Raw genomic sequence first — 17,953 nt, forward strand, 5'->3', positions numbered from 1 at the left:
CTGATTTCGGTACGGGACTGCGTCAGAGGTTGCGGTCGATGAACTCCATCAGCTCCTCCGGCGTGGTGGTGTCGGTGAGATCGGCGCCGTGGTGCGCCTTCCCGTTGCCCGCGCCGCGCAGGTTCCAGACGGTGAGCAGGCTCGTGAGGCGCTCGGCGACGTGCTCGTGGTCGGCGGCCGACTCGGCGCGCAGCAGGTCCTCCAACCGGTCCAGTTCGGCGAGCAAAGTGTCGGTGGCTCCGGGCAATTCGTCGTCGAGGAAGGCGGCGAGCGCCGCGGGCGACGGATGGTCGAATGCGAGCGTGGCCGGGAGCGGCACACCCGTGCGGGCGGTGAGCCGGTTGCGCAATTCGACCGCGGTGAGCGAATCGAAGCCCAGGTCGGTGAAGCTCGTGCGGGGATCGAGCGCGGCAGGGGAGGCGTGGCCCAGCGTCGCGGCCACTTCGGCACGCACCGTATCGAGCAGCAGGTTCGAGCGTTGCGCGCCGACGAGTCCGGCGATCCGATCCCGCAGCGACTCCGCGACCCGCTCGGTGGATTCGATTCCTCGCGGGGTCGGCACGAATCCGCGCAATACCGCGGGTATTTCGGCCGCGTCCCGCAGCGCCGCCCGATTCAGCAGCAGCGGGACGACCAGTGCGTCTTCGGATCCGAGCGCGTCGTCGAACATCGCAAGGCCCTGCTCCGCCCTGATCGGCACCACGCCCGCGCGGGCCAGGCGGCGGCGATCGGCCGCACCGAGTTCGCCCGCCATACCGTCCGTGGCATCCCAGAGGCCCCAGGCCAGCGAGAGCGCGGGCAGGCCCTGCTCCCTTCGGATCTCGGCGAGCGCGTCCAGGAATGCGTTGGCCGCGGCGTAATTCGCCTGCCCGGCCGAGCCGAGTACGCCGGCGGCGGAGGAGAACAGCACGAATGCCGAGAGTTTCAGCTCGCGGGTGAGCTCGTGCAGCTGCCACGCGGCATCGGCCTTGGGCGCGAAGACATTTCGCAGGCGTTCGCCCGACTGCCCGGTCAGCGTGGCGTCGTCGACCACACCGGCGCAGTGCACGATCGCGGATAGCGGCCACCGCTCGGGCACCGCGGCGAGCAGTTCCGCGAGCGCCTGCCGATCGGCGACGTCGCACGCCGCGAATTCCACCGCCGCGCCGAGCTCACGCAACTGGGCGGCGAGGTCATCGGCGCCGGGGGCGTCGGCGCCCCGGCGGCTGACCAGCAGGAGGCGGCGAACCCCGTGCGACCGGACCAGGTGCCGCGCGACGAGGCCGCCGAGCGCGCCGCTCGCTCCGGTCACCAGAACCGTTCCGTCCCAGGTGATTTCGGCTGCGGCCGGCGTCTGCCGGGTGAGCCGCGGAGCGAATGCCCGCCCCGCGCGCAGTGCGATCTGTGCCTCGCCGGAGGCCACGGCGGCAGCGAGCCGGTCGGTGTCGCCGTCGGTGTCGACCAGCACCACCCGACCGGGATGTTCCGCCTGCACCGAGCGCACCAGCCCCCAGACCGCGGCGGCGGGCAACCGACGGCCCGGATCGCTGGAGTGGACACCATCGGTCACCACGATCAGCCGGGTGGCGGATCGGCGCGCCAACCAGTCCTGTACGGAATTCAGCACATATTCGGCGGTGAGCCGGGCGGATTCGGCCGGATCGCATCGATCCGACTGCCGGGCAACGACTTCGAGCACGACGGCGTCGAAAGGAAGTTCCGTCGCCGACGGCAGCGCGACCGGCTGCCAGTCCATCCGCAGGGATGCCGTCCCGGCCGGTCGCACTCGGTCGGCGGGCACCGGCCGCCCGACGAGAGCGGAGACCGAGACGATCGGAGCGCCGGACGGATCGGCCAGCGCGAGCGCGACCGCCTCGGGGCCGCGGCGCACGAGCCGGACCAGGAGCTCACGGCCCGCCCGGCCGTGCAGCGCGACACCGGACCAGTGGAACGGCAGGTTCGCCGGTGCGTCGGCGTCGACCGCGCCGATATGCAGCGCGGCGTCGAACAATGCCGGGTGCACGGCGAAACCGTCTGTCGTGTCGTCCAATTGGATCGAGGCGAACATCTCGTCCCCGCTGCGCCATGCCGACCGCAGGCCGCGGAATGCCGGACCGTAGGTGATACCGGTCTCGGCCATCCAGGTGTAGAAGTCGGTGATGTCGACCGGGGTGGCGTCGACGGGTGGCCACCGCATGGGCTCGGGCCGGGTGACGGGTTCCGCGTCCAGCACGCCTTCGCAGTGCCGCGTCCACGGCGCGTCGGGTTCCGCACCCTCCGGTCGGGAGAACACCGCGATCGTCCGGTGGCCGTCCTGTGGCTCGCCGACCTCGACGCGGACCTGGACACCCGCGGTTTCGGTGAGGATCAGCGGGACGCCCGTGGTCAGCTCGGCCACTCGCGGATGGCCGCTCAGGCGTCCGGCGTGCAGCGCCAGATCGACGAATGCGGTACCGGGGAACAACACCGTGCCATGCACGGCGTGGTCGGTCAGCCACGGCTGCGATTCCAGCGACACCCGTCCGGTGAACAGCATGCGGTCCGACGACGGGAAGGCCACCGACGCTCTGAGAATCGGATGGTCCGCGCCGTCCAAACCCGCCGCGCCGAGATCGATCACCCCGGACGGCCGGTTGTCGAGCCAGAGCCGCCGACGTTGGAACGCGTAGGTGGGCAACGGAATCGAGCGGGCGTTCGCATCCGCGAAGTAGTTGTGCCAGTTCGGATTCGAACCGGCGACGACGAGATGCGCGAGCGCGGTGGCGAGCGCCTGCGGCTCAGGCCGGTCGTGGCGCAGCGAGGCGACGGCAGCGCCGGTGACGTGGGTGGTCAGCGTGGCGGTGGCGCCGATTTCCAGATATACGGCCGGATCGTGCGCCGTCAGCGCGGTGAGCGCGTCGGCGAAGCGCACCGTCTGCCGTGCGTGCCGGACCCAGTGGTCGGGATCGGCGAGGGTGGTCTCGTCGATCGGCGCCCCGGTGACGGTCGAGACCATCGGGAGGGTGGGCGTCGAGAACGTCAATTCGGCGACGGCGCTGCGGAATTCGTCGAGGATGGGGTCCATCAGCGGTGAGTGGAAGGCGTGCGAGACGCGCAACCACTTGGTCCGGTGCCCGTCGAGGCGTTCGACGATCTCGCCGAGTGCGGCGCGATCACCGGACAGCACAAGGGAATTCGGGCCGTTGACCGCACCGATGCCGACCCGGTCCCGGTATCCGTCCAACAGGGGCAGAATGTCGCGCTCCGAAATATCCACGGCCACCATCGCCCCGCCTTCGGGCAGCGACTGCATCAACCGGCCGCGGGCCGCGATGAGGGTGGTGGCGTCGGTGAGGGTGAGAACGCCGGTGATGTGGGCGGCGGCGATTTCGCCGATGGAGTGTCCGATCACGACCGTCGGTGTGATGCCCCATGATTCCCACAGCCGGTAGAGGGCGACCTGCACGGCGAACAACGCGGGTTGGGCATATCGGGTTTGGTCGAGCAGTTCGGCGTTGTCACCGAAGATGATCTCTTGCAACGGTTTTGGAAGATGTGGGTCGAGTTGGGCGCACACGGCATCGAATGCCGCGGCGTAAACCGAGTAGGCCTCGTAGAGTTCGCGACCCATGCCGAGGCGCTGGGAGCCCTGGCCGGAGAACATCATTGCCACCCCGCCCTCGGTGGCACGGCCGGTGATCACCGCCGGATGCGTGACTCCCTCGGCGAGCGCCCGCAGGGCCGCCGATCGATCGGTCTCACCGGTCGCGACGATGACCGCGCGATCGGCCAGATCGGCCCGGGTGGTGGCCAGCGACCAGCCGATGTCGAGCGTCGAGTCCGCGGCCGTTATCGCATCCGCGAGCCGAATTGCCTGCGCCCGCAGCGCCGCTGGACCACGGGCCGACAGCACCAATGGCACGACTGGCAAGCAGCGCTGCTCGCTTGTATCGGACTCGAATGCCGGTGCCTGTTCGAGGATGACGTGTGCGTTGGTGCCGCTCACACCGAAGGAGGACACGGCGGCGCGGCGTGGTCTGTTGCGTTCGGGCCAAACACGGTTCTCGGTGAGTAGTTCGACTTTGCCTGTGTTCCAGTCGACTTCGGTGGTGGGTCGGTCGATGTGCAGGGTGCGGGGCAATACACCGTGTTGCATGGCCATGATCATTTTGATGATGCCTGCGGCGCCTGCGGCGGCTTGGGTGTGGCCGATGTTGGATTTGACCGAGCCCAGCCACAGGGGTTCGTCGCGGTCTTGTCCATAGGTGGCCAGCAGTGCCTGGGCTTCGATCGGGTCGCCGAGTCGTGTTCCGGTGCCGTGTGCTTCGACAGCGTCGATGTCGGACGGTTGCAGTCCGGCGTTGGCGAGGGCTTGGCGGATAACTCGTTGCTGGGCAGGACCGTTGGGTGCGGTGAGCCCATTGGACGCACCATCTTGATTGACCGCCGAGCCACGCACGACCGCCAAGACCCGATGGCCATTGCGTCGGGCATCCGAAAGTCGTTCCAGCAGAAGTAATCCGGCCCCTTCGCCCCATCCGGTGCCGTCGGCATCGCTGGAGAAGGCCTTGCACCGTCCGTCGTGCGCCAAACCACCCTGTCGGCCGAACTCCACGAACGGGGCGGGCGTCGCCATGATCGTCACACCACCGGCCAGTGCCATCGTGCATTCGCCGTTGCGGAGTGCCTGCGCTGCGAGGTGCAGCGCGACCAGCGAGGACGAACACGCGGTGTCGACGGTGACCGCGGGCCCCTCCAAACCGAAGGTGTACGCGACCCGGCCGGACGCGACACTGCCCGCGCTGCCATTGATCAGATACCCCTCGACATCGGCGGGGACCTCGGTCAGGCGGGCGCCGTAATCGTGGTACATCACGCCCGCGAATACGCCGGTTCGGCTGCCGCGCAACGACATCGGTTCGATGCCCGCGCGTTCGAACAGCTCCCAGGAGGTCTCCAGCAACAGCCGCTGCTGCGGATCCATCGCGAGCGCCTCCCGCGGCGAGATCCCGAACAGCTCCGGATCGAACTCGGCCGCGTCGTACAGGAACGCACCCTCCCGCAGTGGATTCGGTGCCCAGCCGCGGTCCGACGGCATGACCGATACGGCATCGCCTTCGGCGGAAACGAACTGCCAGAACGCCTCCGGGCTCGTCCCGCCGCCGGGGAAGCGGCAACTCATCGCGACGATGACCACCGGATCGTCGTCGAGCCGCCCGGCGGGAAGCACATCCGGCGTCGCGGCCACGCGCCCGTACAGCGCCTGTTCGAGGTATTCGGCCAACGCGGTCGGGCTCGGATGATCGAAAACGATGGTGGCGGGCAGGCGCAGGCCGGTCGCGACATTGAGACGATTGCGCAGATCGACCGCGGCGAGCGAATCGAAACCGAGATCGCGGAACGCGCGGGTCGACGGCACGCCGGCGGCGGAGCCGTACCCCAGGACCGCCGCGGCCCGGCTGCGGACGAGTTCCAGCAGGACACCGGCCCGCCGCTCGGCGGGGATATCCGCCAGCGGGCGCGCCTCGTCGTCCTGGCGCGCGATCGCCCGCCGGACCGGAACCCGAACCAGGTCGCGCAGCAGCGGGGGGATCGGGCCGCCGGATGCGATCAGCGCACGGGCGTCCACCCGTAGCGGAACCAGCGCGGCATCGTCGTGCGCACCGTTCCAGGCCGCGTCGAACAGTGACAGCGCCGATTCGGTCGGCATCGCGCCGATACCCAGCTCGGACAGTCTGCGCAGGTCCAGGTCGGTCAGCTCGGCGGTCAGCCCGCTGCGTTCGTCCCACAAACCCCATGCCAGCGCCACCGCCGGTGCACCGTGCTGCCTGCGGTAGCGGGCGAGCGCGTCGAGGAATGCGTTCGCCGCCGCATATGCCGCCTGCCCCGCGGGACCGAGAACGCCTGCCGCGGAGGAGAACAGGACGAACCGGCGCACGCCGTGCTCATTGCTCAGTTCGTGCAGGTGCACCGCGGCGTCGGCCTTCGGCCGCAGCACCGCGTCGAGCTGTTCGGGGGTGAGCGAGTCGACGACGCCGTCCGCGAGCGTGCCCGCGGTGTGGATCACGGCGGTGACCGGGTGGGTGTCGCGGAGCTCGTCGAACAGCCGGGTCAGCTCGTGCCGGTCGGCCACATCGCATGCGACGATCTCCGCCGCCGCGCCCGCGGCACGCAGCTCGCCCAGTAATTCGTTGGCGCCGTTCGCGTTCCGGCCCTGCCTGCTGACGAGCAACAGGCGGCGCACGCCGTGTTCGGCGACCAGGCGCCGGGCGACGAGACGGCCGAGAGTGCCGGTGCCGCCGGTGATCAGGACGGTGCCGTCGGGATCGATGGGCGCGTCGGCGGGCGCGGGCTCGCCGACGCGAACCAGCCGCGGGAACCGGGGCTGACCGTGGCGCACGGCAATTCGCGGTTCGCCGCTGGCGACCACGATGGGCAGCGTTCGATAGGAGGCGTCCTCGCCATCCACGTCGGCGAGGACGAACCGGTCCGGGTGCTCGGTCTGGGCCGAGCCCACCATGCCCCATACGGTCGCGAACCGGGTGGACGCCGGATCGTCCGGCAGCACCCGAACGGCGTGCCGGGTGACCAGCACGAGCTGCGACTCCTCGAACAGCGGCTCGGCGAGCCAGCGCCGCAGCAACTCCGCCACCCGCAACGCCTCGGCGCGTGCGGACGCGGCCGACGGCTCCGACTCCTCGTCGTGTCCGAGATCGAGGCGGGCAAACACCAGGCTCGGCAGTTCGGCATCGTCCTCGGCGAATGCGGCGGCCAGCGCGGCGAGTTCGGTCGCATCCGCGACGTCGGCGCGCGACACGATATCCGCGGGCACCACCGAGGCCGGGGTGAATACGCTCCACTCGACGCGCAACAGCGCATCGCTGCGCCCGACGCCGAGGCGGGTGAGCCCGGCGAGATCCACCGGCCGCAGCACGAGCGCCGCCGCCTCCGCGATCGGCATGCCCGAGTGATCGGTGATCGACAACCGGGCCTCGGTGGGGGAGACGGTGTGCAGGTGCACCCGCGCCGCCACCGCACCGGTCGTGTGCACGGTGAAGCTCCGCCACTCGAATGGCAGCACCGATGGTGCGCCGTCGCGCGGCGGGGATGCGAGCAGGACGGTCTGCGCCGCCGCATCCAGCAGCGCCGGATGCAGGGTGAACCGCGCCGCGGCCGCGTGCTGCTCCTCCGGCAGGGCGATCTCGGCGAATACCTCACGGCCCGAACGCTTTACCGCCCGCAGCCCCTGGAAGGCGGGACCGTAGGAGTAACCGTGCCCGGCGAGGCGCTGGTACACGGTGTCCACCGGCACCGGTTCGGCGTCGGCGGCCGGCCGGGCGGCGGGCGTCGCGACGCCCGCACGACCCGAGCGGGTCAGCGTGCCGCTCGCGTGCAGCGTCCACGCGTCACCGTCGAGTACATTCTCCGGCCGGGCGTACAGGCCGATCGTGTGGCGGCCGTCGCCGATCGACGAGATCCGCACGCGCAGTTGGATTCCGCCGCGTTCGGGCAGCACCAGCGGTGTGGTGAGCGTGAGTTCCTCGACGAGTTCGCAGCCGACCTCGTCACCGGCCCGGATCGCCATCTCCAGCACGGCCGTACCCGGCAGCAGGAGCACGCCGGCGACGGCGTGATCGGCGAGCCACGGATGCGTATCGATCGAGATCCGGCCGGTGAGCAACACCTCGCGTCCATCCGGCTGGTCGACGCGGGCCGAGAGCAGCGGATGATCGAGCGCCGTCTGCCCGGCCGCCGCGAGATTCGCCGAACCGGTGGCCTGCTCCTCCAGCCAGTAGCGCGTGCGCTGGAATGCGTAGGTGGGCAGCGGGATCGGCCGGGCGCCGGGAAGCTGTGCGGCCCAGTCGATATCGATGCCGTTGACCCACGCCGTCGCCGCGGCGGTGAGCAGCCGGGCGATGCCACCGTCGTTGCGGCGCAGGGTGCCGATGGCGGTGACCGTATCGCCGGATTCCTCGAGGGCGGGGAGCAGGACGGGATGCGGGCTCGGCTCGATGAAGGTGATGCGGTGGCCGGAGACGATGGTTTCGACTGTGGGGTGGAACAGCACCGGCTGCCGGAGATTGCGGAACCAGTAGTCGGCGGTGAGTTCCGTACCGTCGAGCGGGTTTCCGGTGACGGTGGAATAGAAGGTGATCTCGCCGGGACGCGGAGTTACGGGCGCCAGCGCGATATCGAGTTCGGCCCGGATCGCCTCGACGCCCGGGGTGTGTGAGGCGTAGTCGACGGGGATGCGGCGTACCCGGATTTCCTGTTGTTCGAGCGTGGTCAGTAGGTGTTCCAGCGGCTCCTGCGGACCGGCGACGACCGTCGACCTAGGTCCGTTGAGGGCGGCGATTTCGAGGTCGGGGTGGTTGGTGAGGATGTGTTCGAGGTCGGTGGCGGGTAGGGGAATGGAGGCCATTCCGCCTTGTCCGGCAAGGTGTTCGGCAATTATTTGGCTGCGCAGTGCGACGATTCGGGCTGCGTCGTCGATGGTCAGGATTCCGGCGATGTGGGCTGCGGCGATTTCGCCTTGGGAGTGTCCGATGACCGCGCTGGGTTCGACGCCGAGGGAGCGCCAGGTTTCGGTGAGGGCGATCATGATTGCCCACAGCGCGGGTTGCACCACGTCGACACGGTCGAGCGCGGAGCCGTTGGCGCGCAAGACATCTGTGAGCGACCAATCGACGTACGGGGCGAGTGCTTGTTCGCAGCGTTCGATGGTTTCGGCGAATACTGGTGAGCTGTCGAGTAATTCGACGCCCATGCCGATCCACTGCGAACCCTGACCGGGAAAGACGAACACGACCTTGCCCGCCGAATCCGCCGCGCCTTCGACGACGGTTTCGTCCTGCGTACCGTCGGCGAGCGCGGCAAGCCCGGCGCGCAACCGGTCGCGGTCGCCGCCCACGACGACCGCGCGATGGTCGAGCGTGGCACGGGTGGCCGCCAGCGACCATCCGATATCCACCTGGTCCCGGTCGGCGACCGCCAGCAGCCGTCGCGCCTGATCACGCAGTGCCCCAGGAGTTTTCGCCGACAGCACCCAGGGCACCGCGACCGGATCCGGGCGTGGCGCCTCGGGCTCCTCCGCGACCGGCGGCTGTTCGAGGATGACGTGGGCGTTGGTGCCGCTCACCCCGAAGGACGAGACCGCCGCGCGGCGCGGGCGGTCATGGCCGGGCCACCGCCGCTGCTCGGTCAGCAACCGGACAGCGGCACCGTCCCAGTCGATCTCGGCGGTCGGCTCGACGACATGCAGTGTCCGCGGCAGGATGCCGTGCCGCATGGCCATGATCATCTTGATGACGCCGGCGGCGCCCGCTGCGGCCTGGGTGTGGCCGATATTGGATTTCACCGAACCCAGCCACAGCGGCTCCGCTCGATCCCGGCCGTAGACGGCCTGGAGCGCCTGGGCCTCGATGGGATCGCCGAGACGTGTTCCGGTGCCGTGTGCTTCGACGGCATCCACCTCGGATGGCCGAAGTCCGGCGTTGGCGAGGGCCTGCCGGATGACCCGCTGCTGCGACGGACCGTTCGGGGCCGTGAGTCCATTGGACGCGCCGTCCTGATTCATCGCCGACCCGCGCACGATGGCCAGCACCGGGTGGCCGCGCCGCCGAGCCTCGGACAGCCGTGTCACGAGCAGCAGGCCGACGCCCTCCGCCGCGCCGAATCCGTCCGCAGCGCCGTCGAACGCCTTGCATCGGCCGTCCGGCGAAAGTCCTTGCTGGCGGCTGAATTCGGTGAACATATGCGGTGTCGCCATGACCGCGACACCACCGGCGACGGCGATGGCGCATTCGCCGCGCCGCACCGATTCGGCGGCGAGGTGCAGTGCCACCAGCGATGACGAGCACGCCGTGTCGATGGTGACGGCCGGGCCCTCCAGTCCGAAGGTGTAGGAGATCCGGCCCGAGGCGACGCTCGGCGTCGATCCCGTCAGGAGGTAGCCCGCCAGATCCTGCGGCGGCTCGGTGATCCGGGCCTGATAGTCGTGATAGGACATGCCGACGAATACGCCGGTATCGCTGCCGCGCAACGACATCGGGTCGATGCCCGCGCGTTCGAAGGTTTCCCAGGCGGTTTCGAGGAGCAGTCGCTGCTGCGGGTCCATCGCGAGCGCCTCGCGCGGTGAGATCCCGAACAGTGCCGCATCGAAATCCGCCGCGTCGTACAGGAATCCGCCGCGACCGGTCACCGAGGTCCACGGCCCGCCCGGCGCCTCCGGCAGCAGCCGTGCGAGATCCCAGCCGCGGTCGGTGGGGAACTCGCCGATGGCGTCGCCACCGTCGGCGACCAACTTCCACAGGCCCTCCGGCGAGTCGATCCCACCGGGATAGCGGCACGCGGCCCCGATGATCACCACCGGGTCGTCGTCGATCGCCGCGGCGGTGGGGCGCGCCTCGGTCTCGTCCGCACCCAGCAGCACCGATTCGAGATGGCGGGCCACCGCGGCGGTTGTCGGGTGGTCGAACACCAGGCCCGACGGCAGCCGCACCCCGGCCTCGGCGCCGAGCCGGTTGCGCAGCTCCACACCGGTGAGCGAGTCGAATCCGAGGTCATGGAACGGCTTTTCGACGTCGACGGCGTGTGCGTCGGCATATCCGAGCACCGCGGCGACCTGAGCGCGAACCGCCTCGAGCACCGCCGCCGACCGCTGCTTCGGCGGGAGCGAGCGCATCCTTGTCGCCAGCCCGGAGGCGGATTCGTCGCCCGAGCCGCCCGCGTCCAGCTGCGCGCGCACCTCGGGCAGTTCCTCGATGAGCGGTCGCCTGCGGGCCTCGGTGTAGGCGAGAAAGAAACGGTCCCAACGGAAATCGGCCACCATGACGGTCGCCCGGTTCGCGGGCGCACCGCGGGTGAGAACCGTCAGCGCCTGGTCGGGCGCGAGCGGCGGCACGCCGTGGCGGCGCAGCCGGTCCGCGACGTCACCGACGGCGGCCATACCGTCGCCCGCCCACGGGCCCCAGGCGTATGAGGTGGCCGGAAGTCCCAGCCCCCGGCGGTGCTCGGCGAGCGCGTCGAGATAGGCATTGCCGGGTGCGTAGCCGCCCTGACCGGGTATGCCGAGCACACCGGAAATCGAAGAGAACAGGACGAATTCGTCCAATTCCAGGTCGGCGGTGAGGTCGTGCAGATGCCGCGCGCCCTCGGCCTTCACCCGCAGCACCCGATCCAGCTGGTCGACGGTGAGGGAGTCGATCACCGCATCGTCGACCATGCCCGCGGCATGCAGTACCGAGGTCACCGGGAACCGCGCCAGCAGCCGCGCGACGGCCGCCCGGTCGCCCATATCGCAGGCCACGACGCTGACTTCCGCACCGAGCGCCCGCAATTCGGCGGTGAGCTCGTCCGCGCCGGGTGCGTCCGGCCCACGGCGGCCGACCAGCACGAGATGTCGCGCGCCGTCCAGTGCGAATCGGCGAGCGACCTGTGCGCCGAGCGCGCCGGTGCCACCGGTGATGAGCACCGTGTCACGTGGTTCGCGCCTTTCCGAAGCCGGTTCGGGCGCGGTGGCGTGCACCAATCGGCGGGCGAAGACACCGGATTCGCGAATGGCGAGCTGATCCTCGGTCCGCTGCGCCAACACCGCGAGCAGCCGCGTGATCGCCCGATCATCGGGCTCGGCGGTGAGATCGACGAGCCCGCCCCAGCGTTCGGGTTGTTCGAGCGCCACCACGCGGCCGAGTCCCCACACCTGACTCTGCACGGGATTGGGCAGAGCGTCGGCGCGGTGCACGGTGACCGCACCCGAGGTGAGAATCCACAGCGGGGCCGCGAGTCCGGCATCGGCGAGCGCATGGACCAGGGTCAGCGTCGTCGCGGTGCCGTTCGGAACCGCGGGGCTGCCCGGAGTCGGCGTCTCGTCCACCGCGAGCAGTGAGAGCACGCCGTCGACGGTGTCGGGCAGCCGATCGCGCAGTTCGGCGCGATCTGTTGTGCTGCAACGCAATTCGACGACCTGCGCGCCACTCGCGCGCAATGCCGCGCACACCGCCTGCGTCCAGGCGAGCTCGTCGGCGGTCTCCGGTACGACGACGAGCCAGGTACCGGCGGGCGAGTCACGGCCGATCGTGGTCGAAGGCGTCCACTCGACCACATACCGCAGGGCATCGAGTGCGCTACTCGCCCGGCGCGATTCGCGCCACCGCGCCAGCGCGGGCGCCGCCTGCGTGAGCCATTCCGGCCGGTCCCCCTCGAGACCCAGCATCGACGCGACCGCGTCGGCGTCGGCGGACTCCACCGCGGCCCAGAATTCGGTGTCCTCCGTTTCGGCGGCGACCGGTGGCACGGCGGTGCTCAACCAGTAGCGGGTGCGCTGGAACGGATAGGTGGGCAACGGGATTCGGCGGATGCCGGAAAACCGCGCGTGCCAGTCGACGGGAACACCGTGCGTCCAGGCATCGGCGGCGGCGATGAGCAGATCGATGCCGGTGCCGTGGTCGCGGCGGAGAGTGCCGACGGCGGTGACGGCTAGATCGGCGGCATCGGCGGCGTCCTGGATGGCCGCGGTGAGTACCGGGTGTGGGCTGGGTTCGATGTAGGTGGTGTGGGTGGGGAGTAGTGCTTGGAGGGTGGGGTGGAACAGTACTGGTTGGCGGAGGTTGCGGAACCAGTAGTGGGCGGTGAGTTCGGTGCCGTCGAGTTGGCTGCCGGTGACGGTGGAGTGGAATGCGATTCGGCTTTGTCGCGGGGTGATGTTCGCGAGTGCCATGTCCAGTTCGGCCTGGATGGTGTCGACGTGGGCGGTGTGTGAGGCGTAGTCGACGGGGATGCGGCGTACCCGGATTTCCTGCTGTTCCAGTGTGGTCAGTAGGTGTTCCAGTGGCTCCCGCGATCCGGCGATGACGGTGGATCGGGGTCCGTTGAGGGCGGCGATTTCGAGGTCGGGGTGGTTGGTGAGGTGGTTTCGGACGGTGTCGGCGGGTAGGGCGATGGAGGCCATTCCGCCTTGTCCGGCAAGGTGTTCGGCGATGATGCGGCTGCGCAGTGCCACGATTCGGGCCGCGTCGTCGAGGGTCAGGATTCCGGCGACGGTGGCCGCGGCGATTTCGCCCTGGGAGTGTCCGATGACGGCGCTGGGTTCGACGCCGAACGCGCGCCAGGTGTCGGTGAGCGCGATCATGATTGCCCACAGCGCGGGTTGCACCACGTCGACACGGTCGAGCGCAGAGCCGTTGCCGCGCAAGACATCTGTGAGCGACCAATCGACGAAAGGTGTCAGCGCATGTTCGCATCGTGCGATGGTTTCGGCGAATACTGGTGAGCTGTCGAGTAATTCGACGCCCATGCCGATCCACTGCGAACCCTGACCGGGGAAGACGAACACGACATCACCCGTGGCCGAGGCCGCGCCGCGCACGAGTCCCGGATGCGGCTGTCCCGCGCTCAGCGCCGCGAGCGCCTCGGCGCGCTCGGCGACATTCGCGCCGAAAATGGCGGCACGTGTGCCGAATACGGTACGGGCGGTCGCGAGCGTGGCACCGACCGCTACCGGATCGGCCGCCTGCTCGTACAGATATTCGCGCAGTCGCCGCGCCTGAGCGCGCACCGCGGTCTCGTCGACGGCCGACAGCAACCACGGCGCATCGAGTTCGCGCTCGGTCGATCCGTCAGCCGGATCGACCGCGATGGCCTCGATGTCGACGGGCGGTTCCTCCAGCACCACATGGGCATTGGTGCCGCTGATGCCGAAGGAGGACACACCCGCGCGGCGAGGACGATCGTGTTCGGGCCATGGCTGGCTTTCGGTCAGCAGTCGTACGGAACCAGCGGACCAGTCGACATGGGGTGTGGGCCGATCGATGTGCAGGGTCCGCGGTAACTCACCGTGCCGCATGGCCATGATCATTTTGATGATGCCTGCGGCGCCTGCGGCGGCTTGGGTGTGGCCGATGTTGGATTTGATCGAGCCGAGCCAGAGGGGTTGATTGCGGTTTTGTCCGTAGGTGGCTAGGAGTGCTTGGGCTTCGATGGGGTCGCCGAGTCGTGTTCCGGTGCCGTGTGCTTCGACGGCGTCCACCTCGGACGCGTGTAAACCGGCGTTGGCGAGGGCCTGCCGGATAACCCGTTGCTGGGCAGGACCGTTGGGTGCGGTGAGCCCGTTTGACGCACCGTCCTGGTTGACGGCCGAGCCACGGACGATCGCCAGCACGGGATGGCCGTTGCGTTGTGCGTCGGAAAGTCGTTCCAGCAGTAGTAGTCCGACGCCTTCACCCCATCCGGTGCCGTCGGCGTTGGCGGAGAACGCTTTACAGCGTCCGTCGGGTGAAAGCCCGCCCTGCCGACTGAATTCGACGAACATGCCAGGGGAGGACATGACGGTAACGCCACCGGTCAACGCCATCGAGCACTCACCGCGCCGCACCGCATCCGCAGCGAGATGCAGCGCGACCAGCGACGACGAGCAGGCCGTATCGATGGTGACCGCCGGTCCCTCGAACCCGAATGCATAGGCCACCCGGCCCGAGGCCACGCTGCCCGTGGTGCCCGTCAACCGGTAACCGTCCGTACCGTCCGACGGCTCGTGCAGCCGCGGGCCGTAATCCGGCGCCATCGCCCCGATGAACACACCGGTATCGCTGCCGCGCAACGCTTTCGGGTCGACGCCGGTGCGTTCGAATGCCTCCCAGGCGGTTTCGAGCAGCAGTCGCTGCTGTGGGTCCATCGCGAGCGCCTCGCGCGGCGAGATGCCGAAGAACGCCGCATCGAAATCGGCCGCGTCGTAGAGGAATCCGCCACGGGAGGTCGCCGAGGCGCCCATGCCATCGAGAGCCCAACCGCGGTCGGCGGGGAAGGCGCCGATCACATCCCGGTCGGCGCGGACCAACCGCCACAGTTCCTCCGGGGTGGCCACCCCGCCCGGATAGCGGCAGGCCATTGCGACGATCACCACCGGATCGTCGTCGGCGGCCACCGCACGCGCCGGGCCCTCCGGAACGGCGGCGGTGGTGCCGCGCACGCGTTCTTCGAGATGGACGGCCAGCGCCAGCGGCGTCGGATGGTCGAAGACCGCGGTCGGCGGCAGGCCGACTCCGGTGGCCTTGGCGAGGTCCGCGCACAGCGTCGCCCCGACGATCGAGGTCAATCCCTGCGACCGGAACGGGTTCGTGGCCTCGACCGCGGCGGGGCCGTCGAGGCCCAACGCCACCGCGGTGTGCCTGCGCACCATATCGAGCAGGACATCGCGCAGCTTCTCGGCACCCGCCTCGCGCAGTCGCAGGGCCAGCGCCGACATATCCTGCGCGACCACGGCGTCGACCGTGTCGAGCCAGTGGCGCGTGCGCTGGAATGGGTAGGTGGGCAACGGAATCCGGCGCGCACCGGTGCCGTCGAAGACGGCGGTCCAGTCGATCGCGACCCCGGCGGTCCATGCCTCGGCGGCCGAGCTCAGCAGCCGCGGGTACGTGCCTTCGTCGCGTCGCAGTGTCCCGATCGCGGCGACCGGCAGCGTGGCCACCTCGGCCGTCTCCTGGACGCGGACCGTGAGCACCGGGTGCGGGCTCGGTTCGATGAATGCGGTGTATCGCCGCAGCAGTGCCGCGACGACGGGCTCGAACCGGACCGTCTCGCGCAGGTTGCGGCACCAGTACGCCGCGGTGAGCTCGGCGCCGTCGAGCTGAGCACCGGTCACGGTGGAATAGAAGGCGATATCGCCGGACCGGGGCGTGATCGGTCCGAGTGCGTCGAGCAATTCGTCGGTGACGGCGTCGACATAGGCCGAATGCGAGGCGTAGTCGACGGGTACGCGCCGTACCCGAATCTCTCGGCTCGCCAACAGTTCCAGCAGTTGTTCGAGCGGTTCGGACGGGCCGCTGACCACGACGGAGCGCGGCCCGTTCAGCGCGGCAAGCCCGACCTCGGGATAGTCCGCGAGTATCTCGCGCAGCTCATCGGCGGGCAGCGCGACCGTCGCCATTCCGCCCCGGCCCGCGAGGTGGCGGGCGATGATCTGGCTGCGCAACGCGACGACTCGCGCACCGTCGGACAGCGAGAGCAGGCCCGCCACGCATGCGGCGGCGATCTCACCCTGCGAATGCCCGACAACGGCCGCGGGCCGCACACCCAGCGAGCGCCACATATCCGACAGCGCGATCATCATCGCCCAGAGCGCGGGCTGCACCACGTCGACACGGTCGAGCGCCGCGGCGGGCCCGTCGCCGCGCAGCACCTCGGTGAGCGACCAATCCACGTACGGCGCAAGGGCGTTCGCGCATCGAGCGATGGATTCGGCGAAGACGGCCGAGGTGTCGAGCAGCTCCGCCGCCATGCCGACCCACTGCGAACCCTGCCCCGGAAAGACGAATACCGGATCGGCCGCGTCGAGCGCCCGGCCGGTGGCCACCGCGGTCGCGGGTTCGCCGGCGGCGACCGCGGCCAGCCCGTCGAGCGCGGAACCGACGGCATCGCGATGGGGCGCGAGCACCACGGCGCGGTGCTCGAATTCCGAGCGCGTTGTGATCAGCGACCACCCCAGATCCAGCACGTCCGAACCGTTTTCGAGCGCGGTGGCGAGCCGGGCCGCCTGCGCCCGCAGTGCCGCCGCGCCGGTGGCCGACAGCACCAGCGGCACCGGTGTCGCCGTCGCGGCCGCGGCGCGCGCCCGCGCGGATGCCGCCGGCGGCGTGGAAACCGCTATGTGGCAATTGGTTCCACCGATACCGAAGGAGCTGACCCCGAGCACCGCGGCGTCGGCCGGCAGCCGCTCGACGGCGGTCTGGACGCGCAGGTTCAGCTCGTCCAGCGGAATGTCCGGGTTGGGCGTGCGGAAATCCGCGGTGGGCACGAGGGTTCCGGCGCGAGCACACAGCGCGGTCTTGATGAAACCCGCGATACCGGCCGCCGCCTCGAGGTGACCGATATTCGATTTGATCGATCCGATGCGCAGCGGATCCCCGGTCCGGCGCACCGCGCCGAGTACCGCGCCGAGCGCGGCGGCCTCGACCGGATCCCCTGTCGGCGTGCCGGTTCCGTGCAACTCGAGGTGCGCGACCGTGGCGGGATCGATATCCGCCTGCCGGTACGCGGCCCGGATCGCCTCGATCTGCCCCTCGACGGTCGGCGTCGAAAGTTGCTCACCGCCACCGTCATTGGTGATGGCGCTACCGCGAATGACGCAGTAGACGTCGTCACCGTCGGCGAGCGCGGCGGCCAGCGGTTTCAGTACGACGGCGCCGCCACCCTCGCCCTGTGCGAAACCGTTTGCGCGCGCGTCGAATACATGGCACCGCCCGTCGGATGACAGCGCCCCGATCCGGTGGGCCGCCAGGGTGTGGTGCGGGGTGAGCCGCAGCATGACGCCACCGGCGATGGCGACGGCGCATTCGCCGCGGCGCAGGCTCTCCGCGGCGAGATGGACGGCGACCAGTGAGGATGCCTGCCCCGCGTCGACGACGAGGCTGGGGCCCTTGGCCCGCAGGAAGTACGACACGCGGTTGGCGACGATGGACCGCTGGGATCCGGTGAACGTGTGCGCGGTGATCGCGTCGGCGCCGCGCTCGCGTACGAGCGTGGTGTAGTCGTCCCCCGTGACGCCGAGGAATACGCCGGCACGGCTGCCCGACACCGAGGAACCCGCGATTCCCGCGTCCTCCAATGCCTCCCAGCTCAGCTCCAGCATCAGCCGCTGCTGCGGATCCATCGTCGCGGCCTCCCGGGGCGAGACCCGGAAGAACTCGGCATCGAATCCGGCGACATCGTCGAGGAAGGCGCCGCGCCGGATGATGTCCGCCTCGGCATCGGACACGCCCGCCAGCGCGCCGGGCGACCAGCGCCCGTCCGGGACCGGTGCGTCGACGACGGTTCCGGAGGTCAGCAGCGACCACAGCGCATCCGGATTCGCGGCGCCGGGAAACCGGCAAGCGATTCCGACCACCGCGATGTCACCGTCGATACGCAGCGGCATCTACTTCCCCCTTCGTGGGTGCGTGTTCACTGGAGACCGATCGTGTCTTCTCGCGGTCGGCGGCGCGGCGGTGTGAATCGAACGACG

At 69.9% G+C, this 17,953-nt stretch carries 1 protein-coding gene; it reads right to left on the minus strand.

Annotation, left to right across the window (positions count from 1 at the left end):
• Window positions 1-22: 22 nt before the first annotated feature.
• Window positions 23-17,866, minus strand: a complete 17,844-nt coding sequence (locus tag F5544_RS12855) for a type I polyketide synthase (protein WP_167473411.1) — start codon at window positions 17,864-17,866, stop codon at window positions 23-25.
• Window positions 17,867-17,953 lie beyond the last annotated feature (87 nt).

Origin of the sequence: Nocardia arthritidis (assembly GCF_011801145.1) — a bacterium.
Taxonomy (GTDB): domain Bacteria; phylum Actinomycetota; class Actinomycetes; order Mycobacteriales; family Mycobacteriaceae; genus Nocardia; species Nocardia arthritidis_A.

Bases quoted from the DNA above. Each gene is read 5' to 3' on its own strand.
- F5544_RS12855 (WP_167473411.1), bottom strand. From the start codon at position 17,866: ATGCCGCTGCGTATCGACGGTGACATCGCGGTGGTCGGAATCGCTTGC.